Origin of the sequence: Bradyrhizobium rifense (genome assembly GCF_008123425.1) — a bacterium.
Classification (GTDB): Bacteria; Pseudomonadota; Alphaproteobacteria; order Rhizobiales; family Xanthobacteraceae; genus Bradyrhizobium; species Bradyrhizobium rifense.
Window position 1 is genome coordinate 1 of sequence record NZ_VSSS01000088.1, and the last position, 20,801, is coordinate 20,801.

22 protein-coding genes, 1 tRNA gene and 1 pseudogene are annotated in these 20,801 nt (G+C 63.8%); 14 read left to right on the forward strand and 10 right to left on the reverse strand.

The window, feature by feature from the left end:
* Positions 1-327: Hpt domain-containing protein (locus FXB40_RS43620; protein ID WP_187437539.1), on the reverse strand; the 327-nt coding region annotated here is incomplete at its 3' end.
* A 419-nt stretch (positions 328-746) separates the two neighbouring features.
* Positions 747-1,199: a response regulator gene (locus FXB40_RS43625; protein WP_187437549.1), complete on the reverse strand. Its 453-nt coding sequence runs from the start codon at positions 1,197-1,199 to the stop codon at positions 747-749.
* A 467-nt stretch (positions 1,200-1,666) separates the two neighbouring features.
* On the opposite strand from FXB40_RS43625, the gene FXB40_RS43630 reads away from it, so the two are divergent.
* From FXB40_RS43630 to FXB40_RS43645, 4 genes are all read left to right on the forward strand, one after another.
* Positions 1,667-2,377 (forward strand): Crp/Fnr family transcriptional regulator, encoded by a 711-nt coding sequence (locus tag FXB40_RS43630; protein WP_148778409.1) that lies wholly within the window; start codon positions 1,667-1,669, stop codon positions 2,375-2,377.
* A 197-nt stretch (positions 2,378-2,574) separates the two neighbouring features.
* Entirely contained in the window at positions 2,575-3,270 is a 696-nt protein-coding gene (locus FXB40_RS43635; RefSeq protein ID WP_187437550.1) for a Crp/Fnr family transcriptional regulator, read from the forward strand.
* Between the two features lie 139 nt (positions 3,271-3,409).
* Positions 3,410-3,805 (forward strand): Hpt domain-containing protein, encoded by a 396-nt coding sequence (locus FXB40_RS43640; RefSeq protein ID WP_148778411.1) that lies wholly within the window; start codon positions 3,410-3,412, stop codon positions 3,803-3,805.
* 98 nt (positions 3,806-3,903) lie between these two features.
* The gene (locus tag FXB40_RS43645; RefSeq protein WP_148778412.1) at positions 3,904-4,152 is read left to right on the forward strand and encodes a hypothetical protein; all 249 of its coding nucleotides are present in this window, start codon (positions 3,904-3,906) and stop codon (positions 4,150-4,152) included.
* A gap of 42 nt (positions 4,153-4,194) precedes the next feature.
* Here the strand turns inward: FXB40_RS43645 and FXB40_RS43650 are convergent, their stop codons facing one another.
* Positions 4,195-4,815, reverse strand: coding sequence for a LuxR C-terminal-related transcriptional regulator (locus FXB40_RS43650; RefSeq protein ID WP_148778413.1), 621 nt, complete (start codon positions 4,813-4,815; stop codon positions 4,195-4,197).
* Positions 4,816-5,159: 344 nt separating this feature from the next.
* Here FXB40_RS43650 and FXB40_RS43655 point away from each other — a divergent pair, with 344 nt between their 5' ends.
* The 3 genes from FXB40_RS43655 to FXB40_RS43665 all read left to right on the forward strand — a co-directional run bounded on the left by FXB40_RS43655 (position 5,160) and on the right by FXB40_RS43665 (position 8,585).
* Positions 5,160-6,323 carry a hypothetical protein gene (locus FXB40_RS43655; protein ID WP_148778414.1) on the forward strand — a complete coding sequence of 388 codons (1,164 nt, stop codon included), beginning with the start codon at positions 5,160-5,162 and terminating at the stop codon, positions 6,321-6,323.
* Between the two features lie 336 nt (positions 6,324-6,659).
* Positions 6,660-7,085: a hypothetical protein gene (locus FXB40_RS43660; RefSeq protein WP_148778415.1), complete on the forward strand. Its 426-nt coding sequence runs from the start codon at positions 6,660-6,662 to the stop codon at positions 7,083-7,085.
* A 285-nt stretch (positions 7,086-7,370) separates the two neighbouring features.
* Positions 7,371-8,585, forward strand: a complete 1,215-nt coding sequence (locus FXB40_RS43665; protein ID WP_148778416.1) for an EAL domain-containing response regulator — start codon at positions 7,371-7,373, stop codon at positions 8,583-8,585.
* Positions 8,586-8,597: 12 nt separating this feature from the next.
* On the opposite strand, the gene FXB40_RS43670 is transcribed toward FXB40_RS43665, so the two are convergent.
* Positions 8,598-9,458 carry a DMT family transporter gene (locus FXB40_RS43670; RefSeq protein ID WP_148778417.1) on the reverse strand — a complete coding sequence of 287 codons (861 nt, stop codon included), beginning with the start codon at positions 9,456-9,458 and terminating at the stop codon, positions 8,598-8,600.
* Between the two features lie 162 nt (positions 9,459-9,620).
* On the opposite strand from FXB40_RS43670, the gene FXB40_RS43675 reads away from it, so the two are divergent.
* Positions 9,621-10,988, forward strand: a complete 1,368-nt coding sequence (locus FXB40_RS43675) for an aminotransferase-like domain-containing protein (RefSeq protein ID WP_430648189.1) — start codon at positions 9,621-9,623, stop codon at positions 10,986-10,988.
* Here the strand turns inward: FXB40_RS43675 and FXB40_RS43680 are convergent.
* The 4 genes from FXB40_RS43680 to FXB40_RS43695 form a co-directional block, all read right to left on the reverse strand.
* Positions 10,985-11,578, reverse strand: a complete 594-nt coding sequence (locus FXB40_RS43680; protein WP_148778419.1) for a GDYXXLXY domain-containing protein — start codon at positions 11,576-11,578, stop codon at positions 10,985-10,987. The genes FXB40_RS43675 and FXB40_RS43680 overlap by 4 nt on opposite strands.
* A complete protein-coding gene (locus FXB40_RS43685; RefSeq protein ID WP_148778420.1) occupies positions 11,575-12,846 on the reverse strand; it encodes a DUF2157 domain-containing protein in 1,272 nt (423 codons plus the stop codon). The genes FXB40_RS43680 and FXB40_RS43685 overlap by 4 nt, the downstream gene beginning before the upstream one ends.
* A 259-nt stretch (positions 12,847-13,105) precedes the next feature.
* Positions 13,106-13,498 carry a hypothetical protein gene (locus FXB40_RS43690; RefSeq protein WP_187437541.1) on the reverse strand — a complete coding sequence of 131 codons (393 nt, stop codon included), beginning with the start codon at positions 13,496-13,498 and terminating at the stop codon, positions 13,106-13,108.
* A gap of 71 nt (positions 13,499-13,569) precedes the next feature.
* Positions 13,570-13,659 (reverse strand) — tRNA-Ser (locus tag FXB40_RS43695).
* 198 nt (positions 13,660-13,857) lie between these two features.
* Here FXB40_RS43695 and FXB40_RS43700 point away from each other — a divergent pair.
* Positions 13,858-14,722 (forward strand): annotated as a pseudogene (locus tag FXB40_RS43700) (alpha/beta fold hydrolase).
* A 378-nt stretch (positions 14,723-15,100) separates the two neighbouring features.
* On the opposite strand, the gene FXB40_RS43705 reads toward FXB40_RS43700, so the two are convergent.
* Positions 15,101-16,255 carry an ROK family protein gene (locus FXB40_RS43705; protein ID WP_148778421.1) on the reverse strand — a complete coding sequence of 385 codons (1,155 nt, stop codon included), beginning with the start codon at positions 16,253-16,255 and terminating at the stop codon, positions 15,101-15,103.
* 331 nt (positions 16,256-16,586) lie between these two features.
* On the opposite strand from FXB40_RS43705, the gene rplU reads away from it, so the two are divergent.
* The 3 genes from rplU (at position 16,587) to FXB40_RS43720 (ending at position 18,090) form a co-directional block, all read left to right on the forward strand.
* A complete protein-coding gene (gene rplU / locus FXB40_RS43710; RefSeq protein WP_148778422.1) occupies positions 16,587-16,976 on the forward strand; it encodes a 50S ribosomal protein L21 in 390 nt (129 codons plus the stop codon).
* Between the two features lie 98 nt (positions 16,977-17,074).
* Positions 17,075-17,344: a 50S ribosomal protein L27 gene (gene rpmA, locus FXB40_RS43715; protein WP_148778423.1), complete on the forward strand. Its 270-nt coding sequence runs from the start codon at positions 17,075-17,077 to the stop codon at positions 17,342-17,344.
* A gap of 152 nt (positions 17,345-17,496) precedes the next feature.
* Positions 17,497-18,090: a GNAT family N-acetyltransferase gene (locus tag FXB40_RS43720; RefSeq protein WP_187437542.1), complete on the forward strand. Its 594-nt coding sequence runs from the start codon at positions 17,497-17,499 to the stop codon at positions 18,088-18,090.
* Positions 18,091-18,093: 3 nt separating this feature from the next.
* On the opposite strand, the gene FXB40_RS43725 is transcribed toward FXB40_RS43720, so the two are convergent.
* Entirely contained in the window at positions 18,094-19,008 is a 915-nt protein-coding gene (locus tag FXB40_RS43725) for a DMT family transporter (protein WP_148778425.1), read from the reverse strand.
* Between the two features lie 117 nt (positions 19,009-19,125).
* Between FXB40_RS43725 and FXB40_RS43730 the strand changes: the two genes are divergently transcribed.
* Both FXB40_RS43730 and obgE read left to right on the forward strand, forming a co-directional pair.
* On the forward strand, positions 19,126-19,608 hold the full coding sequence (locus FXB40_RS43730; protein WP_148778426.1) for a MaoC family dehydratase: 483 nt from the start codon (positions 19,126-19,128) through the stop codon (positions 19,606-19,608).
* 85 nt (positions 19,609-19,693) lie between these two features.
* A complete protein-coding gene (gene obgE / locus FXB40_RS43735) occupies positions 19,694-20,734 on the forward strand; it encodes a GTPase ObgE (protein ID WP_148778427.1) in 1,041 nt (346 codons plus the stop codon).
* Positions 20,735-20,801 lie beyond the last annotated feature (67 nt).

Genomic DNA, 20,801 nt, shown 5'->3' on the forward strand with positions numbered 1-20,801 from the left:
GCCCTCGGGCTCGGCTTCGGTGGCCTCGAGGCCGGCCAGGATCTCCTTGATGCGGTCGATCGAGGACAGGATCAGCGTCACCGCCGGTCCGGTCACCGGCATGCCGTCGCGGAATTTGCCCATCAGCGTCTCGCCGGCATGCGCCAGCGCTTCAAGCCGCGGCAGTCCGAGGAAGCCGCACGTACCCTTGATGGTGTGGACCAGGCGGAAGATGTTATCCAGGATCTTGGCGTTGTTCGGCTCCTGCTCGAACTTCACCAGCTGATTGTCGACGGTGTCCAGGCTCTCGCTGGTCTCCGTCAGAAACTCCCGCAACAGATCATCCATGGGCTACGCCTTGACTGAGCTGGACCTCGACGCCTGTACCGCGCTTGGAATCGGCGGAAGTCCGCTCCTAGACCGTTAGACAACCCATTTCACGGTCCCGTTAATTTCATCCTCCGTGCTAATACGGATATTGAAACGAAGTTTGCTGTTCGACCGCGCGGAGCTGCGGCTTTCGGCAAATCCGGCGCGCGGCATCGGGCCGGAAGCGCAACAGGTAAACGCACCGATAACAGCGTCGCGACATGCGCAAAAAAATCCCGCCAAAATCGGGAGATATGCACGGCCCGCGCGGATTGAATCAAATCACGCGCGATCGGAATCGCGTGTGCGAGCGTCGGTCGATGTTGTGCTGAAATCCGCAAGGACAGCGCTCGCGGTAAACGGACTCTTACCTCGCGAGCGTCGCGGACAATAACGCGCTAACCCAGCCGCGCAGCAGCGGCATGACGCTCGGCAAGACAGTCCTTGACGGCGGCCAGCAGCGCAACCGGCGTGAACGGCTTGCGCAGGCAGCGCGCGGCGCCGAGCTCGAGCGCCATCCTCAGGAAGTCGGGCGCGGGCGAGTTCAGATCTGCGAAGGCATAGCCCGACATCGCTATCAACGGAATGGCGGGTGCCCGGTCATGAAAGATCCGGATCGAGTCGAACCCGCGCATATGCGGCATGAAGATGTCGACGATCATCAGGTCGAACTGTTCGTGCTCGAGCGCGAGAAGCCCCGCTTCTCCCCCGTCGGCAATCGTCACCCTAAAATTGTTTCGCTGGAGATAGATCTCGATGGCCATGCACACCATCGGGTCGTCGTCGACGACGAGAATATGGCGCGGACTTTCTGTGGTCGTTTGAGTTTCTCGTTTCGGTGATTCAATCATTGCACCGTGGCGCACGCCGTTCTCCTTTCGCTTTCATTGAAATGGTGATGACCGCACGCACAGTCGGCCTTGTGCAGCATGCGAACGGGATGAACGCGAGATCAACAGCCAGGCCACGCAATGGCGCGAGGCAGCTGCTGACAGCTGAAGAAAATCGACGAAGGAAAAAGGTGGTGCGGACCGGCGAACGACCAAAGGACATGCGGATGCAATGTCTGCCGTCGATTGCCCGTTTCCGGCTCATGAAGGCCCCCTTGCCACTCATTCCCGGTTGATGACGCAGGACTGGCTCGCCGGGTGCGTGCACGAATCAGTGCGCCGTTCTCATTTCCGCCGCAAATGCGGCAGGCTGTCTGCCCCCCAACGGGTATATGGACAGCAACAACCAATAAGATTATCTATTTCACCGCGCAACCAGATGTCGCATGCGCGGCGCCGACATCCCATCGAACGTTGGATGATTGTGCATGATCGCGAGCGGACCACCGCCGAACCGATTGCTGCGAATGCTCGACGCTGCCGACTTCGATCTAGTGCGCCCTCATCTCATCACGATTGAATTGGTCAGAGAGACTGTCTTGGGTGAAGCAGGCGCGGCGCTGCGGCACGTCTACTTTCCGCACGCTGGAACCGTTTCGATTACAGTCGGCCTTTCCGAAGGACAGACGATCGAGGTGGCGATGCTCGGCCGCGACAGCATCGTCGGCGGCGGCGCGGCGCTCGCTGACGGGATCGCGGCGTCAGACGCCGTCGTGCTCTTCCCCGGGACCGCTTCCATGCTTGAAATCACGGCCTTTCGAACCATCGCAGCTAGCAGCGCGCCGTTCCGCAGCCTGATGATCCGGCATGAGCAGGCGCTGCTCGCGCGTGCGCAGCAATCCCTGCTCTGCAATACGCTGCATCCGGTCGAGGCGCGGCTGGCGCGCTGGCTGCTGCGGGCCCGGGATCTGTCCGACAGCGAAACCCTGCCGCTGACACAGGAGACTCTGGCTCAGATGATGGGCGTCCGGCGCAATGCCATTTCGCTGGTTGCTCACGCGCTGCAGCGCGCTGGCATCATTCGCTACACCCGCGGCCAGATCGTGATCACCGATCTGCGGGCGCTGGAGGCGACCGCCTGCGATTGCTATGCCGCCGTGAAGGCCCATGACGCGCGTCTGCTGGAGAGACCGCGATGATGTGAGCGCTACCATCGCCGGCTGCATGCCGGTGTTCACACCAAGCGGTATCAGGTGATCGGGGACGCAGCTGTGAACAATGAACCAATTGCCAATATATCCCGCCGCGAACATGATGGAACTTACCGTGCAGGGGATAGCGAATTCGGTGGCGGGCGTTTCACCGGCGGATGAGATGGGAGGCAGATTTGGAATCGATGGTACGCCCATCCAACGGTTTCCTGTCGGCACTGTCGGCAGACGATTATGAATTGATCCGTGCACATTTGCGCACGGTCGATCTGCCGCACGACGCTGTGCTGGTCGAAACCGGCGAGACGCTCAAGCGCGCCTATTTCCCCCACCGAGGCGTGATCTCGTTGGTCGTGAAACTTGCCAAGGGCGAGCATGTGCAGGTGGCCATGGTTGGCCGCGACAGCCTGCTCGGGACACTCTCGACCATGGGCGATGCCTGCGCGCTGAATACGGCGGTCGTGCTGGTTCCCGGCGTCGCGTCGGTAATGGACCTCGACCGGCTGCGCATCGCGGCCGAACAGAGCTCCACCCTGCGGACGCTGCTGACGCGCCACGGGCTCGCGGTTTACGCGCAGGTGCAGCAGACCGCGGGTTGCAACGCGGCGCATCCGGTGGAGGCGCGGCTGTCGCGCTGCCTGCTGCACACCCATGACCTGTCGGGCGACTACCGGTTGCTGCTGACGCAGGAGGCCATGGCGCAGATGATCGGGGCGCGGCGCAACAGCGTGTCCCTGGTCGCCAATACCTTGCAGCAGGCCAATTTCATCCATTACAGCCGCGGACACATCCAGATCCTCAACCTGGACGGCCTGCGCCAGACCGCGTGCGAATGCTACGCCACGGTCAAGGCCCAGTACGACCGGCTGCTCGGGCCCTGACCGGCGCGGCGTATGGTAAAGCAAGTGCTTATCCCCGCCTGCAAACACCGCATATCTCGTGACCAGAACCGAAATCGGAATGGCGTAGATGTCCCGGACGCCTCGCGCCGTGAGGCGCACCACGGGGACCCGCGACACCATGTTCGACGCCGCTTTCGCGCCCATGCAGGGCGCGCTCGATACCGCGCCCTTGCGCGAGCTTGAACCGCCGCGCGAGCCCGGCGCGTTCACCGTGCTGGTGCGCGAGATCGGCGAGGACGGCGCCTGTGAAGTGCGCGCGGTGTTCTGGAGCGAGACGAGCGCGCGGCTGAAGCTGTTTCACGCGCTTGCGCTCGGCCAGCATCGCGGCCGGATCGCGCGCGAGGCGCATTCGCTGAAGAGCACGGCGAGGACGTTCGGCTATCTCCGGCTCGCGGCGCTGGCGCTGCGGCTCGAGAGCACCGCCGACACCCTGGACGACGCCGAATTCGGCGATCTGCTGCAGCAGATGGATGAGGCCTTCACCACCGCGAAGGCGCAGGAACAGCAGGGCTGACCATCGCCGCCTGCACCCCGCCGTACTTATACGGTTTGCAATTTTCACAGATGACTAATCATAGGTGGCGATAGTCGCCGGAAACCAGGAGGGTTTCCATGTTCACCTATGAGACTGCGGACCAGAAAGAGGTCCGTCGCTTCCGCATCGCACAGTTCAACGGCCGGATGGCTACGGTGAAGGCGGGCGAGTCCACGGTGACGGGTTTTGTCCGCTCGGTGCTGGAGCAGGATTCGGCGATCCCGCCGCGCTGGACCATCACCATCATCCCGAATGCGCCGAAGGAAGAGCCGAAGGTGCTGCGGCCAACCTCGCGCGCGCGCCCCTTCGCCGAAGATTATTTTTAAGGCGCGGCCGCGCTGCCACCAAGGCGGCGCCAGACGACAGCCTCAGTCGATCGAATGCAGGAGCGCGGCGCGGACGAGGTCCGCGGTGTTGCGCGCGCCGAGCTTGCGCATCGCTTCGGCCCGGTGGCTCTCGAAGGTCCGCGGGCTGATCTGCATCCTCAGCGCCCCCTGCTTGTTCGAAAAACCCTCGCTGATCAGCCGCAGCACTTCACGCTCACGCTTGGTCAGCCGCTTGCCCGACAGGCTCGAGAGTTCGGAGCCCGTCTCACGCGGCGCCGGCAGCGCGCGGCCGGCCTTCAACTCGGCATCCTCGGTCGTGGACGGCGCGGGCAACGCGCCCTTGTGGGAACCAGCGAGTTGCTTGACCACGCCGCAGACGCGCTCGGTCTGCGCCAATGCATTCTCCACCACCTGCTGCAAGTAAGCGCGGTCGGCCGACAGGGGCGCGAGCTGGTCGCTGTGGTGCTTGATCTCACCCATGTAGAGCAGGAGTGCGGTCAGGGGACCGTTGAGCTCGCGGGCGATGGCCGCGGCCATCTCGTCGGCCGCCTTGGCACGGGCGGCGTTCAGCCGGACGAAATCAAGCTCTTCTGCCGGAGCAGTGCTGCTTTCGAACCATTCCGACGGCCGCGAATCAACGACCGTATCGTTCTGTGACCCCATGTGACCCGTTTAGCGGAACCCGGGGCGATCTGTGGTTAACTTTTTGCTCCGTAAGACTACGGTCATTTTGTCAGTTTTGTGCTGAAATGCCGACATAGGCACAATTTGTGCCTGCATGCCCATATCATTGACTATGTCAGGGTTGATAATCCTGCCTAAACCATAAGCAGAGCGGCAAAAGCCTTCGTAACGATCGCTGCCGCACCCGATCCCCGAGGCCCCGGATTTTACGGATAAATTAACGGCGGCCTGCTTCTCTTTGTCACAAATTGAGAGCGCGCAAATGCCTCCATGCACTGGGCCGCCGGTTGGCCTGCTGGAATCGTTGCGAGAGATTGCGTGCCATGGACGAGATCGACGAGCTTTCGGAGTTCCTGCAGAAGCTGACGCCGTTGTCGCGCAGCTGTCTGCTGAGCGAACTCGAGCGGCTCGAACTCTGCGGCATCGACATGCCGGGCTCGGCCGGCGTCCAGGCCAAGCTGCGCGCCGAATTCCGCAAGGACGGATCGAGCCAGGCACGCGCCACCAATCCTTCGCGCTACTTCTTCGCGCCGCTCGAGCTGCTGCTGATCGACGGCGCGCCCGAGCACGCCAACGCGGGACGGATCTCGCGCAACACGCTCACCCCGATCTGGGAATGGATCTGCCGCGACCTGCTGCCGACCATGGCGCGCGACTACGTCAAGGCGATCAACGACCAGGTCACCGCCAACAATCCCAAGGAAGTGCTGAAGATCGCGACGACCTTTCAGGTCAAGGTCGTCAAGGTGCTCGAGAACACGCTCGCCTCGGCCGAGAGCACCGAATTCGCGCGCGGCAAGCTCGCCCAATACACGGCTTCGCGCACCGCCTTCGACGACGTGAAGAAGATGCAGAAAGTGCTGCGCGCCGGCGACGCGCTGACGAAGTTCAACGAGAAGCTGCCCGAGACCATCACGAAATTCGACGACGGCCAGGTCGCCCAGATCACCGCGCAGCTCGACGCTTTCAGGAAGGCCAATCCCGATGCGCTGCCCTTTGCGGTGGCGCTGGTGGCGAGGCGCCTAAAGACATTCTGGCAGCTTATATACCTTGCGACCAAGGCCGCCGCCAGCAAGAGCACTGCCGAGGTTGCAGCGGCGCCCTATGCCTGCGTCGTTCCCATGGTGCTCGACCGGCTCGACGACAAGCGCCTCGCTTTGCGGATCGCACTCCGCCACAACCGTTTCCTCGTCGCACGCGACCTGCTCACTGAAATCTACGACGCCGAACATGCGCTCAAGCTTCGCATCGACGGCATCGAGCAGAGCGCATGGGGCATCCGGCTGCAGCAATTGATGGACGCGATCGCGGCGCTGGTGTCGGCCGAGGTCAGCCGCTTCCCCGCCAATGTCGGTCACATCCTGGGATCGCGCCGGCTGCGCAGCCAGGATACGCTGGGCGGCAAACTGAGCTATCTGGCCTGGAAGGGCCGCGACGTGGTGCAGGACGGCGCGGCGGCATTTCGCAAATTGATCGGGGCGACTTAATTCCACCCGCTATTCGGGCGCGTGCGGCAGGCACAGGAAGCGATCGAGAAATCGCCCTGACATCACGAACCTGAACCACCAATAGATCAACCGCCGCGTCGTCATAGCTGCAATCCTTGACAGCCCACCACCGGCTACTCCGACCAATAGCGCAGATGCAGTCATACGCATGTGAAGTGCTTCACACTCGTCGGCTCAGCCGCCGGGCGAGTTGTCGCATTACTGTCACGCGCGGCGGGGGAACATGCGCGCATCGCGCGAAAATGAATTCGTGGACTGACCGTATCGCTCCTATTCTCCGATGCATCGCATGCTGCATTGGGAAGGACATGAGCGATGAGATCGATCCGACTGGCGTTGATGGTGACGGCGTGGCTCGCGGGCGCATGTGCGCTCACACCGGCGGCGATGGCACAGACGGCGCCGCCCCCGGGTAATGCCGCGCCGACCGCCGACAATGCCGTCCTGCTGACTGTGTTCTTCAAACACGACCAGTCGCGTCCGCTCAGTGAGCTGAATGCGCAACTCGACAAGCAGGGCTTCCGCAAAGCTTTTCCGCCGGCGGGCGTGGAGGTCGTGAGCTGGTACGTGGTGATGGGCATCGGCCAGGTGGCGACGCTGCGGCTGCCGGCCTCGCGGCTGCGCGAGGTCAACCGCATCATCGAGGACACCGCGTGGGGCCCGTATCGCACCGAATTCTATCCGACCTATGACTACAAGGCGGTCGGCATGGCCGAGCATGAAAAGGCGACGGCCAACTGATACCGGCGTTATTGATTTGGGCGAAACGCGCGCAGCTTCGTCCAATTGCAGGACACCGGCTGCGCGCACGCACGGTCGGTGTCCTCCCGAAAATCTCAGACATTGTCGTACTGCCGCGAGCAAACCGCCGACAAACGTAAAATCTTCTCGAAGAAGATCCGGACAATTTTACATATGATGGCGGCTTTAACGTTACCCGGATAATTCAACAATCGACTGAAGCTTTCCATATTTGAAACCGCTCATATCGGTAACACCACCGTCACGGAACGGGAGTGGTTTGCGATGAGTGATGGGATCAGTGAAGTCGCCGAGCGGAGGCCTAAGACCTTCGGACGGCGAAAGGTGACGCCGCGCGCTTGCGTGGCCGACAGCAAGCGCCATCTGCGCGCCTTCATGAGCGAGGTGCTCGAGGATCTCGGCTTCGTCACCAGCGAATGCAGCAGTGCGAGCGAGCTGCAGACCATGCTCGCCACCGACCTGCCTGACCTGATCCTGTTCGGCATAGCCGCTGACGGCATCGAGCCGGGAAAATTTCTGGAGACGCTGGTACGCGAGGCCTTTGTCGGCAAGGTGCTAGCGGTCGGCGCGCGCGAGTCGATCATCCTGAAGGCGGTACAGCAGGTCGGCGAGGAATACGGGCTTGCGATGCTGCCGCCGCTCACCACGCCCTTTGCGGCGGAGACGCTGCGCGAGCGCGTCGCGATGCTGCTGCCGGACGAGCCGGCGCCGAGCCCTGCCGTGCATGTCGGCGAGGCCCTGCACGCGGGCTGGCTCGAGCTCTGGTACCAGTCGAAAATCGACGCTCGCTCGCTGGTCCGCTGCGGCGCCGAGGCGCTGGTACGGATGCGGCATCCGACCTGGGGCGTGGTGCCGCCGGCCTATTTCATCCCGGAGGCGGATGATCCGCATTTCCGCGATCTGTCGGAGTTCGTGATCGAGCGCGCGCTGCAGGACTGGCACTATCTTCTGGAACGGCACAGCGCGGTCGATCTGTCGATCAACCTGCCCGCGCCCTACCTTAGGGAGCCGCAGGCCGTGCGCGATCTCTGCCGCAGGGTGCCGACGCATCCGGCCTTCGGCGGACTGACGATCGAAATCGCCAGCGCAGAGGCGATCCACGACATCGAATTCCTCACCGAAGCTGCGCACGAAATGCGCTTCCACAATATCGGCCTGTCGATCGACAATCTCGGCGCCAACTGGCCGGAGCTGATGGGCCTGGACAATATCCCCTTCATCAATCTGAAGGCCGACCGGCAATTCATCACCGGCTGCGGCAATGATCGCCTGAAGCGGACGGTGTGCCGTCATATCGTCGAGCTCGCGCAGGGTTACGGTGTGCGCACGGCCGCCGAAGGCATCGAAAGCCGCGCCGACCTGGTGGCCGCCAACGAGCTCGGTTTCGACCTCGTGCAGGGCTATCTGTTCGGCAAACCGATGCCGCTGAAGAAATTTGCAAGAAGCACGCAGACGCGGACGGTGATGGGGCAGGAGTGAGGTGCGAAGGCCTCAGGCGTATCGTCGCGCGAAGAACACGCAGACGACCACGAGCGCGGTCGCGGCGATCATGCTCCATGCGACCGGCTCGTGCAGCAGGAAGCCGGCCAGCGCGAGGCCGAAGAAGGGCTGCAGCTGTTGCAACTGGCCGACGCGTGCGATGCCGCCGACCGCGAGCCCGCGATACCAGAAGATGAATCCGACGAACATGCTGAAGATCGAGACATAAGCGAGCCCGATCCAGGCAGGCAGGCTGACGCCGCTCCATGTCGACGGCCAGCTCCAGATCATGACGGGCAGCATCAGCGGCAGCGCCAGCAGCAACGCCCACGAGATCACCTGCCAGCCGCCGATCCGGCGCGACAGCGCGGCACCCTCGGCATAGCCGAGTCCGCACAGCACGATCGCGGCCACCATCAGGAGATCGCCGGTGACTGATGCGGTGCCGTCATTCGAGAGGGCAAATCCCGCGACCGTGGCGCTGCCGAGAATTGCGAACAGCCAGAACAGCGGCTGCGGGCGCTCGCCGCCGCGCAGCACGGCGAAGATCGCGGTCGACAGCGGCAGCAGGCCGATGAAGACGATCGAATGCGCCGAGGTGATGTGCTGGAGCGCCAGCGCCGTCAGCAAGGGGAACCCGACCACGACGCCAATGGAGACGATCGTCAGCGAAGCGAGATCCCTGCGCTCGGGCCACGCCTGGCGCAGCAGGCCGAGCACGGCCGCACCGATCAGCGCCGCGATGATCGCGCGAGCCGAGGTCAGGAACAGCGCCGAGAAGCCGCCGACCGCGACGCGCGTCGCCGGCAGCGAGCCGCTGAAGATGATGACGCCGAGAAGCCCGTTGCCCCAGCCGCTGCCCGCAGATTGCATGTCCGTCCCACTTTTCTGAGCTGCCATCCTCGGCCCTCGGCGGTGGCGAGACCAGTGACAATCCAGTACAATTCGGCAGAACTGTATGGATGTGGAAGGCAATACACCTTGGACATCGACGCCCGAACAAAGGGTCGCGGGGGCACCCGGACCATCGACGTGATGAGCGCGATCCGCGCCAAGATCGCCGGACGCGCGCTCAGTGCCGGTGACCGCCTGCCGTCGATTCGCAGCCTGGCCGCCACGATGGTGGTTTCGCCGTCCACGGTGGTGGAAGCCTATGATCGCCTCGCCGCAGAAGGCCTGATCCGCGCGCGCCGCGGTTCGGGGTTCTATGTGTCGCCGACGGTCACGCCGCCGCTCGCTTTGACTGAGGTCGAGCCGCGCCGCGATCGGGCGGTCGACCCGTTCTGGGTCTCCAGGCAGTCGCTCGACACTGACGCTGCCGTGCCAAAACCCGGTTGCGGCTGGCTGCCGCCAGAGTGGATGCCGGAAGCGGCACTGCGGCGCGCCACTCGCGCGCTTGCCCGCACCGACGCAAGCGTGCTGACCAATTACGGCTCGACATCCGGGTCGCTTGCGCTGCGCCGGCTGCTGCTCGCGCACCTTGCTGAAGACCAGATCGAGGCCTCGATCGGCCAGCTGATGCTGACGGGCTCGGGCACGCAGGCGACCGACCTGATCTGCCGCTTCCTGCTGCGTCCCGGCGACGCCGTGCTGGTCGACGATCCCTGCTACTTCAATTTCCGTGCGCTGCTGCGCGCGCATCAGGCGAAGATCGTCAGCGTGCCCTACACGTCGTCGGGCCCTGATGTCACGCGCTTCGAGCAAGTTCTCGCGGCCGAACGGCCACGGCTCTACATCACCAATTCAGCGCTGCACAATCCAACCGGCGCAACACTCTCGCTTCAGACCGCGCACCGGCTGTTGACAGCGGCCGCCGCGCACGATCTCACCATCATCGAGGATGACATTTTTGGTGACTTCGAGCCGGAGCGATCGCCGCGCCTTGCCGCGCTGGATGGACTGAACTGCGTGATCCGCATCGGCAGCTTCTCCAAGACGCTGTCGGCCTCGGTGCGCTGCGGCTACATCGCCGCGCGGGCCGACTGGGTCGATCATCTCGTCGACCTCCAGGTTGCGACCAGTTTTGGTGGCCCCAGCCCGGTGGCGACGGACATCATCGCAAGAGTGCTGGCCGGCGGCAGCTATCGCAAGCACATGGACGAGCTCAGGCAAAAGCTCACGCGCACGCGTCGTGATGTCGCGCGAAAACTCGGGGCGTTGGGCATCGAACCCTGGCTGATGCCGCGCGGCGGCTTCTTCCTGTGGTGCCGCCTCGCCGACGGGCAGGATGCCACCGCCGTTGCGCGCGCCGCGCTCGAGGAGGACGTGGTGCTCGCGCCGGGCAACGTGTTCAGCGTGTCGCAAACAGCGTCGAATTTGATGCGGTTCAACGTGGCGCATATGAGCGATCCGCGGATGTGGGACGTGCTGCGACGGGCATTGAAGGCGCAGCCCAACCGCTAGTACCACGGCTCCTCATAGACCGGCTCGCCGTCGAGCAGCAGTCGCTTGATCGCAGCACGGCCCGAGGGCAGCACGGCGGCGACGACGCGCAGCTTTTGCTGGTTGCGGGCCTGCTCGAGCGTCTTGCCCTCGCCTTCCGGCACGAAATAGCTTTCGAGGCCGTATCTGATCGTCAGCTTGTCGCAGAAGGTGCGGCTGGTCGAACCGCAGGAATAGCTGACGCGGCCCCGGATCAGCACTTCGGGCGCCGTAACCGTCACGGGCGCGGCATGCACGGAAACCGCCTGATAGAGGCCGTTGGCATCAGGCGCGAGCTTGACGAACACCACGGGATTGCGTTCGGCGGTCGGCTGGCCGGCGAGCGCACCTGCCGGCAGTTGTGAGATGTCGTAACCGAGCACGACGTAGTCGCCGCGCAGGAGATCGCGGGGATCGACCGGCCGGGTCTGCAAGGTCACCTCGCGGCCTTCGCGCAGGATCCGCACGCGGTCGGCAACCATCAGAATCAGCAGCGCGCATTGAAGCAGGATGGCGGCGCCGAACAGCACGGCCTTCGGGATACGTTGCGAGAGCGCGATGAGCTTGATCATCGTCCAGCCCTCGGCAGCGCGCGATTGAGCGCGGTTGCGAATGCGACGGCGATGACGCCCGCCACCGCCAGGAAGGCCGAGCGACGCAGCAGCGAGCCCTTCACCGCCCAGGTGATCGCAGCGATGACGCCGGCGATGCCAAGCCAGCCGGCGACGATTCGTGGACGCACGTCGTCGAGCACGCCGGAGACGACGAGGCACAGCATGGCGCAGAGCAGCGCGGCATAAGCGAACCAGGGCTCGCCGGCCGCGGATGCCGGCCAGATCGGCGCGGCGAGCAGCACGAGCCCGATCGCGCATGCCGCGAGGATTTCGCCGACACGCTTCGTCACGCCGGCAGACGCCAGCGCGAGCACCACGCCCACGACGCCGCACAAAATCGCCCACAGTGGCTGGGTCGCTGTCGTGCCTGTCCGAAGGCGGAAGAGATCGTCGACCGTTGTCACCTCCAGGAAGGCGACGACGGCCAGCGAGAACGCGCCATAGATCGCCAGGACAGATCCAAGCCGGTGCGCCCGCGGCGACGGCACGGCGGCGATCGCAAGCCCGGCGCCGAACAGCAGGGCCGCGCCGTTCGCCAACACGAAGGACGGCTGGACGCCATCGAAGTCGAAGCGAAGCGACGTCGCGATCCACCACGGCAGCACCGCTACCGCGACGAGATGGGCGGCAACGCGGGAATTCCACGCGAACGCGAGCGCAGCGGCGATGAGCCAGACCACCACGAACTGAAGATGAAGCGCGTCCGGTGCATCATAGACGCGCATGCTGGTCCAGATGCAGGCGGCCGCGAGCCCGACCGCAAGCGCACCGCGCGAGCCGGTCAGCAGTGCCGCGGCAAATGCGCCGATCGACCACAACAGCATGCCGCCGGCAAAATCGTCGCCGAGATGATACATCTGTCCGACCAGGGCAATGCCCGCGCCGAAGATGATCGCGCCGATGCTCGCGCAGAGGTCGGCGAGAAAAATGCGGCCAGTCGCGGCGAACCACGCCCCGAGGCCGCCGGCGACGACCATGCCGGCAAGCAGGATCGCAAAGCGCAACAGCCGCGCGATCTCGGTCCAGTGCGCCGCGACGAAGGCAAGAAATGCAGCTGAGATCAACAGGCCGCCGACGATGGCGCCGACCACCGCGATGTTGATGCCCGGCGAAAGCGGCGGCAGCGCATTGCGGATCGAAACGGCCGCCGCGGGCGCAATCACGCCATCGGCTTCCCATTGCACCAGATCAGCTTCGAGCCGCTGCCGGTAGGTCTTGTCGAACATTGTCCTGGATCACCTGACGGCCTGCCGGCGGCTGGCTCCCTGCCGGCCGCGGGATGTTGGTCGGACCGCGCCGGTGGCAGGTTCAACCTGTCACGAATCACTCGACTAGGCTCGGCTCGCGGATCGCTTGCGCGCCTGCCAAGATGCCGCGTTGGGAGCGCACGCGCGGCCGGCGAGAGATCGCGGCCGATGCGCCAGATCAGATAGAGATCGCGCTCGATCACGACGAGCTTGCACTAGGTGAGCGCGCGGACGTTGTTCAGTTCGGGTCCAACTCGCCCGTCCAGCGGTCTCGTCCCTTCCAATACGGACATTCCGGGCAAGACTGGTTCATCGGGTAATCAACGCCTTCTTCGTGGGGACAACCAATGATTCCGTCCACCATCACCACCGAGTGCACTGAGTTTTGACGCAGATGCGCGGCAATCTCGGACAGAAATGTCGGATCGGTCCGCACGTCGCTGGCCTCCGAAAACCAGCGGCGCAGGTCGGGCTCGGCTCCTTCATACCGGATGACCGACACCGCAACTTTCGAGGCTCGTCGATCGTCGGGGCCATAGAAGGCAAGCGTCCCAACGGGGTAGCCGCGCATGCCCTGCTTGGCTTTTTTACGGAGCCATTTTTCAGGCTGCGGTCCGATCTTCACCGCCATGACCAGATCCGCTCACGATATTTCTTCGATCGGCGTATTCTCAGTGCCGGTGCGTACGCTTATGAGAAAGATGGCGGAGAGGGAGGGATTCGAACCCCCGATAGGCTTGCACCTATGCCGCATTTCGAGTGCGGTGCATTCAACCACTCTGCCACCTCTCCTGAAGGCGCCATATTAGGAGCAGCGCCCCTGTGGTTGGGGGCGTTAATAGGCGAGGATGGCTGGCCAGACAAGGCGCGAAAGGGGAAAATCCGCTGCCTCTTTCAGCCCCGCACCAGCTCAATTCTTGTTTGACGCGTTTTCTTGACGCGAACCGGGGTCCACTTCGCTTGAAAACGCTCTCGCCGGGAGGAACTGCCATGGAGCACCTGACGATCTCCGCCAATGGCGCCGAATTCCACGTGGTCCGCGCCGGGACGGGCAAACCGCTGCTTTTGCTGCATGGTTGGCCGGAATTCTGGCTGACCTGGGAGCCGGTGATATCCAGGCTTTCGGACCGTTTCATGCTTGTAGCGCCCGATCTGCGCGGCTTTGGCGACAGCGACAAGCCGGACGGGCCTTTTGGGCCGGACGGCCCATGCGGCCGACATGCTGGCCGTGATGGACGGGCTCGGCATCGACCGATTCGGCGTGGTCGGCCATGATGTCGGCGGCGCGGTGATGCAGCCGCTGGCACGGCGGGCGCCCGAGCGGCTCGCCGGGCTGTTCTTCTTCGACTTCGTCTATCCCGGCATCGGGCCGCGGATGGCCGCGCCCGACCGGCTCAACCACATCTGGTATCAATCTTTCCACCAGATGGAGATGGCGCCAGCGCTGGTTGGTGCGAGCCGCGAGAGCTGCCGGCTCTATATCGCGCACTTCCTCAAAGGTTGGGCGCATCGCAAGGACGCGTTCGACGACGTTCTCGACCTCTTCGGCGACAATTACTTCAAGGAAGGCAATCTCGCCGGCGGCTTTGCGCATTATCGGGCATCGCATGCAGGCCGTGTCGCGATGATGAAGGGCGAAGTGCCGCAGCTCCCGCCGATCTCTGTGCCGACCTGCGTGCGCTGGGCCGAGCATGATCCGCTGTTTCCCTATGCCTGGACTGATCGGCTGGGAGAGACGTTCAGCGAACTCGATCTGGCGATGTTTCCGGGGGTCGGACACTTCCCGCATCGCGAGAATCCCGATCGCGCAGCGGCGGAAATCGCGGCGTTCTTTCAGCGAATCGGATGGAGCTGAAGCGCTGGGAAGCTGGCGCGCGCCTCGTCCTTCGAGACGACCGCTTCGCGGTCTCCTCCGGATGAGGCTAAGCAGCATCTGTGCTTGTTGAAACTGCTGCCGCGCACTCCGTCCTCATCATGAGGAGCCCGCCTTAGCGGGCGTCTCGAAGGATGGGCCGCAGGGAACTCAACCTTCGTCGGGGGCGCGAGTCTCATCCCATCATGCTCTGGAGAACGGGTGGGACCGCCAGACGCGGTAAACACTGGCGGTCCCGTGCCGCTCATTGAAAACTGACCAGGAAGGGCGGCTTCGCCGGCCAGGTGAGGCGACGATTCGACCGTAGCGTGCAGCCTGTGCGTCGCAACGCAATCCGTCCCTTAACCTAACCAGTCAAGGTTACTCCTTGTCGGATTTGCTGTTTTCCTTATTGTTTTCCTTGGCCTTTTTCTTTCCGTTCTCGGTAGAGTCCCGGTCCTTGCCGTTACCGCCGTCCTTGTGGCGATTGGTAAAACGCGCATTGCCAAGGCCGGTGCCGATGGTGAGCACGCCCCAGCGATCGACATCCTGCATGAACGGCACCTCCGAGAGGCCCTGAACCACGCCGTCATTGTGCATCAGGATCGCGGTGTCGTGCTCGCCGATCTGCGGGATGCCCTCGATCAAGCTCGCCGGCAGGTTGAATTTGCTGCTCTCCCAATTGCCGGGCAGATTCTGCGCGCCTTTTTCAATCGATCCATCCTCATTGATGACGCCGGGACAGGCGATGCCGATGAAGGGCGCGAGCTTGAGGCCGTCTTTCTCGGCCTCGGTGATCAGCCCCTTCAGCATTTTGGTCAGCCGCTTCACCGCGCCTTCGCGCGTCGGCTCGTCATCGGCATGGCGCCACAGCTCGGATTTTAGAATCGAAGCTTTCGAAAGATCCTTGGCCTTCTTCCAGTTCGTCACGACCACGCCACAGCGAATATTGGTGCCGCCGATATCGACCGCGAGGATGCTGTCATGGGCCTCGAAAATCCAGGACGGCGCCAGATGCAGCGCGCCGATCAGGCCGGCCTCATCGGGGTGGGCGCGGATCGGCACCATCTCGACCTTGAGATCTTCGGACCTCAGGATGATTTCGGTGCGCGCGATCGCGAGCTCACCGAGCCGCGAGTCGCGAAAGCCGCCGCCGACCACGATGCGCTCGGTCTTGGCCCAGGCCTTCGTCTTCAGGAAGCGCCGCGTGACATAGGCAAGTTGCTGGGCGAACTCCTCGATCGCGCTATGGACCAGAGCGGACGCCATGGTGTCGTCGCCGACCAGGATGGCATCCAGGGTCTTCTTGCTGATCTCCTCCGACGGCTCGTCGCCGAACGGGTCTTCGCCGGATTTGCGCAGGGGCTTGCGCCAGCGGTCGAGCATCTCCCGGAACGCCCCCTTGCTGGCGCGATCGCCGAGGAAGCCCTCCTCGTCCTTCATCTCGATGTTGAAACTGTCGACGTCCACCGACGGCAGCCGCCCGGCGCCGTGATGGGCGATGCCCGTCGTCTTGACCAGCTCGTCCGTTGCCATGGAAGCCCCTTGCCCGTGTGCAAAATCGCGGGGACAACGGCGCGGGAACCGGTTGGTTGCAAACCGGCGGCAGATTCGGCCGGGGCCTGGGGAGGCGCCAAATGCTTCTAATCCGGGCCGTTTTCGGCAGTTTTCCTTGACTCTTCGGGCTTGGCGGCTATAAGTCCCACGACCGGCGCGGGGCGTTTCTCGCGCCGCTTGTTTTTGCGTGGTTTTTCAAAGGGATAACTCCCGCCCGCACAAAACTCGCATAAACCCATAGCGACTGACAAAAAGCCGGCCCCGACGAACTTCGTCGCGAGGCCGGGATTGAACACGAAGGAAAACAACGATGTTCGCAGTCATCAAAACCGGCGGCCGGCAGTACCGCGTCGTTCCGGATGATGTCCTGGAAGTAGGCAAGATCGAAGGCGAAGTCGGCACGATCGTGCAGCTGAGCGAGGTCCTGGTGGTTGGCGGCGACACGCCGATCCTGGGTCTCCCGACGGTGGCCGGTGCGTCCGTTGCGGTCGAAGTGCTCGACCACAAGCGCGGACCGAAGGTCATCGCGTTCAAGAAGCGCCGCCGCAAGAATTCGCGCCGCAAGCGTGGCTACCGCGACGAGATCACGGTTCTCCGCATCTCCGAGATCCTGACGGACGGCGCCAAGCCCACCAAGGGCCCGCGTCCGAAGCGGGAAAAGGTGGTGAAGGAAGCCGACAAGGAAGCCGACGCCGCCTAAAATCGATCACGCCAATTCACGAATTGATGCGTGAGAAATTTTGAAATGATTCCGTCAAGGAATTGACCTAGACATACGCAGGATTTCGGAGACGAGCCATGGCTCACAAAAAAGCAGGCGGTTCATCGCGCAACGGTCGCGATTCAAAGGGTAAGCGCCTTGGCGTCAAGGTGTTCGGCGGGGAGCGCGTGATTCCCGGCAACATCATTGCACGTCAGCGCGGCACCACCTGGCATCCCGGCCTTAATGTCGGCATGGGCACCGACCACACTCTGTTCGCCAAGATCGAGGGTCATGTTGAATTCCAGGCCAAAGCCAACGGCCGCACCTTCGTAGCGGTACTCCCGCTTGCAGAGGCTGCTGAATAGACGGTGGATCATTTGGAGTCCGCCGGGTCCTTGACCGAACCGGCGGAGTCCAGAGATCAAAAGATCGAAGGCTCCAGGGGAGGCAGGGAAACCGGCCTCCCCTTTCGTTTGACGAGCTCACTTTTCACTTAGTGACTTTGACGGAGCCGGACATGTTGCAGGACTTTTCGAGCGTGACCTTGCGGGAGGCGAGACCGAGCGTCGTCGCCACCGAACGGCTGACCTTGCGGCGGCCGACCCTCGCCGACGTCAGGCCCATCGCCCTCCTCGCCAACGACCGCCGTGTCGCGGAAAACACCCGCCGCCTCCCCCATCCCTATTCGCAGGACGACGCCGTCGAATTCATCCGCGCCACCGCCGCGCTCGGCAGCGAGAGCGTGTTCCTGATCGAATACGACACCGCGCCGGTCGGCATGGTCGGCATCGACCGCTCCACGCCTGACAATGCCGAGCTCGGCTACTGGCTCGGCGTCGAGCATTGGGGCCGCGGCTTTGCCACCGAGGCCGCGCGCGGCGCGATCGACTTCTTCTTCGAGGAGTTCGAGGACGACCATCTCTATGCCGGTGCGCGCGTCACCAACCCGGCCTCGCGCAACGTACTGGAGAAGTGCGGCTTCCAGTGGAGCGGCGTGCAGCTGCACCGCTTCCTGGCGCTGGGCTCCTCCACGCCGGTCGACTGCTTCCGCCTCTCGCGCGGGGTGTGGTCGTCGCTGAAGAGCTGGAGCAGCGCGCGAAGGATGAGGTAGGTACTAGGCCGGCGGGTTCACCTCTCCGCTGGTGCGGCCCAAATCGCGCTCACGCAAGTAAATGTAGAAGCCGGCGCCGATGATGATCGCGGCGCCGACAATCGTGGCAATCGACGGCACGTCGCCGAACACCACGAAGCCGAAGATCACCGCCCAGACGATCATCGAATACTGATAGGGCACCACCACGCTCGCCGGCGCGAGCTTGAGCGAGCGGTTGACGCAGAACAGCGCCGTCACCGAGATGCACCCGGCGAGCGCGAAGATCCCGAGGCTGCCCGGCGTCGGCGGCACCCAGTGGAATGCTGACAGCACCGCGCCCAGCGAGAACGTGCCGATGAATTGCGAGGACGCCATCACGATGTCAGGCGTCTTGCGCAGGCTGCGCGTGATCAGCATCAGGGTTGCGAAGGAAAGACTGCCGCCGAGCGCGATCAGCGCCGGCAGGCTCACCGTCTGCGCCGACGGCCGCAGCGCGATCAACACGCCGCAGAAGCCGATCAGAATCGCGGTCCAGCGCCGCCAGCCGACCTTCTCGCCCAGAAAGATCGCCGACATCGCGGTGACGAAGATGGGACCGGCGAGGTAGTAGGTGATGACGTCGGCGAGCGGCAGATAGACGGTCGCGACGAAGAAAGCCGCCACCTCCAGCGTCGACAGCGTGACGCGAAGCAGCTGAAGCCACGGCCGCTCCATGTGAAAAAAGTCGTGACGCTGCCGCCAGATCATCGGCGACAGCAGCAGCAGCGCCGCACAGGCGCGCAGGAACAACAGCTGCCCCACCGAATACGTCCCGACCAGGAACTTGCCCATGGCGTCGCCGAACGAGAACATGAAGATCGACAGCACCATCAGCGCGATGCCAGCAAGGCGTGCCGAGCGGTCGTCATAGGCGGAGAGATTTTTGAAGAAGGGCATTGGCGCGTTTTAATCAAGCAGGCGCGCGCGACAAGCCCGCGCAAGCCGAATTGAACGGATTGTCGCACTCTTCGCGCCGCGGTAGCGATAGGCCGCTTATAAACGGAGAGCCTGGACATGACCGACTTCGACCCGGCCCAGCACCGCATGATCACCGCGCAACGCTGGTTTGAGGATTTCGTGGTCGGCGAGCGCTTCGTGCTGCCGAGCCGCACCCAGACGTCAGCGGTGTTTGCGGCGTTCCAGACCGCGAGCGGCGACACCCACCCGGTGCACTACGATGTGGAATATTGCCGCGCCCGCGGCATGCCGCATCTGCTCGCCCACGGCTTTCAGACGCTGATCCACACCGCGCCCGGTGCGGGCCTGTTTCCGTTCATGGTCGAGGAATCCCTGGTCGGCTTTCTCGAGCAGTCGAGCCGGTTCCTTAAGCCTGTCTTCGCCGACGACACGATCTATCCTGCGCTCGAGGTCACCGAGCTCGTGCCGGGACGTACGACCGGCGCGGTCACGCTCAAGAGCACCGTGTTCAACCAGCGCAAGGAGCTGGTGCTCGAAGGCATGCAGAAATTCCTGATCCGCCGCCGCCCGACTGGTTAAGCAAGGGGCGAAAATCGCGGAAATTCGGCCGATTCAGGGGTAAGTCCGGGTTGCCGCGGGGGACCGGCTGGCCTACCTATGGCCTATGAAATTCCTCGACGAAGCAAAGGTCTATATCCGCTCCGGTGACGGCGGAAACGGCTGCGTGGCGTTCCGCCGCGAAAAATTCATTGAATTCGGCGGTCCCTCCGGCGGCAATGGCGGCCGCGGCGGCAGCGTCATCCTCGAAGTTGCCGATGGCCTCAACACGCTGATCGACTACCGCTACCAGCAGCACTTCAAGGCCCAGAAGGGCGAGAATGGCGCAGGCTCGGACCGCCACGGCGCCAATGGCAAGGCGATCGTGCTCAAGGTTCCGATGGGCACGCAGATCTTCGACGAAGACCGCGAGACGCTGATCCACGACTTCACCAATCTCGGCGAGAAGTTCGTGCTGGCCGAGGGCGGCAATGGCGGCTTCGGCAACGCGCATTTCAAGTCGTCGACCAATCGCGCCCCGCGCAACGCCAATCCCGGCCAGCCCGGCGAAGAACGCTGGATCTGGCTGCGGCTGAAGCTGATCGCGGATGCCGGTCTCGTCGGCATGCCCAATGCGGGCAAGTCGACTTTCCTATCCAAGGTCAGCGCAGCGCGGCCCAAGATCGCCGACTATCCCTTCACCACGCTGCATCCGCAGCTTGGCGTCGTGAACGCCGACGGCCGCGAATTCGTGCTCGCCGACATTCCCGGCCTGATCGAAGGCGCGCATGAGGGCACCGGCCTCGGCGACCGCTTCCTCGGCCATGTCGAGCGCTGCCGCGTGCTGCTGCATCTGATCGACGCCACCTGCGAGCATGCCGGCAAGGCCTACAAGACGGTCCGCAAGGAGCTCGACGCCTATGGCGGGCTGCTCACCGACAAGATCGAGATCGTCGCGCTGAACAAGATCGACGCGGTCGAGTCGGACGAGTTGAAGAAGCAGAAGGAGCGGCTGAAGCGCGCCGCGAAGAAGACGCCGCTGCTGCTCTCGGGCATCACCGGCGACGGCGTCAAGGAAGCGTTGCGCGCACTTGTCGAGGTGATCGGCGAGGCTCCGGTCTCGGCCAAGGCGAAGAGCGCGGCCGAAGCGGAGCCGTGGTCGGCTTAATCCCGTCCCGCTTGTCTTCGCGCCCTCGATAGCGCAGCATCCGGCCATCAAGACACGGCAGGGATGA

Bases quoted from the DNA above. Each gene is read 5' to 3' on its own strand.
- FXB40_RS43625 (WP_187437549.1), bottom strand. From the start codon at position 1,199: ATGATTGAATCACCGAAACGAGAAACTCAAACGACCACAGAAAGTCCG.
- FXB40_RS43630 (WP_148778409.1), top strand. From the start codon at position 1,667: ATGATCGCGAGCGGACCACCGCCGAACCGATTGCTGCGAATGCTCGAC.
- FXB40_RS43635 (WP_187437550.1), top strand. From the start codon at position 2,575: ATGGTACGCCCATCCAACGGTTTCCTGTCGGCACTGTCGGCAGACGAT.
- FXB40_RS43640 (WP_148778411.1), top strand. From the start codon at position 3,410: ATGTTCGACGCCGCTTTCGCGCCCATGCAGGGCGCGCTCGATACCGCG.
- FXB40_RS43645 (WP_148778412.1), top strand. From the start codon at position 3,904: ATGTTCACCTATGAGACTGCGGACCAGAAAGAGGTCCGTCGCTTCCGC.
- FXB40_RS43650 (WP_148778413.1), bottom strand. From the start codon at position 4,815: ATGGGGTCACAGAACGATACGGTCGTTGATTCGCGGCCGTCGGAATGG.
- FXB40_RS43655 (WP_148778414.1), top strand. From the start codon at position 5,160: ATGGACGAGATCGACGAGCTTTCGGAGTTCCTGCAGAAGCTGACGCCG.
- FXB40_RS43660 (WP_148778415.1), top strand. From the start codon at position 6,660: ATGAGATCGATCCGACTGGCGTTGATGGTGACGGCGTGGCTCGCGGGC.
- FXB40_RS43665 (WP_148778416.1), top strand. From the start codon at position 7,371: ATGAGTGATGGGATCAGTGAAGTCGCCGAGCGGAGGCCTAAGACCTTC.
- FXB40_RS43670 (WP_148778417.1), bottom strand. From the start codon at position 9,458: ATGCAATCTGCGGGCAGCGGCTGGGGCAACGGGCTTCTCGGCGTCATC.
- FXB40_RS43675 (WP_430648189.1), top strand. From the start codon at position 9,621: ATGAGCGCGATCCGCGCCAAGATCGCCGGACGCGCGCTCAGTGCCGGT.
- FXB40_RS43680 (WP_148778419.1), bottom strand. From the start codon at position 11,578: ATGATCAAGCTCATCGCGCTCTCGCAACGTATCCCGAAGGCCGTGCTG.
- FXB40_RS43685 (WP_148778420.1), bottom strand. From the start codon at position 12,846: ATGTTCGACAAGACCTACCGGCAGCGGCTCGAAGCTGATCTGGTGCAA.
- FXB40_RS43690 (WP_187437541.1), bottom strand. From the start codon at position 13,498: ATGGCGGTGAAGATCGGACCGCAGCCTGAAAAATGGCTCCGTAAAAAA.
- FXB40_RS43705 (WP_148778421.1), bottom strand. From the start codon at position 16,255: ATGGCAACGGACGAGCTGGTCAAGACGACGGGCATCGCCCATCACGGC.
- rplU (WP_148778422.1), top strand. From the start codon at position 16,587: ATGTTCGCAGTCATCAAAACCGGCGGCCGGCAGTACCGCGTCGTTCCG.
- rpmA (WP_148778423.1), top strand. From the start codon at position 17,075: ATGGCTCACAAAAAAGCAGGCGGTTCATCGCGCAACGGTCGCGATTCA.
- FXB40_RS43720 (WP_187437542.1), top strand. From the start codon at position 17,497: ATGTTGCAGGACTTTTCGAGCGTGACCTTGCGGGAGGCGAGACCGAGC.
- FXB40_RS43725 (WP_148778425.1), bottom strand. From the start codon at position 19,008: ATGCCCTTCTTCAAAAATCTCTCCGCCTATGACGACCGCTCGGCACGC.
- FXB40_RS43730 (WP_148778426.1), top strand. From the start codon at position 19,126: ATGACCGACTTCGACCCGGCCCAGCACCGCATGATCACCGCGCAACGC.
- obgE (WP_148778427.1), top strand. From the start codon at position 19,694: ATGAAATTCCTCGACGAAGCAAAGGTCTATATCCGCTCCGGTGACGGC.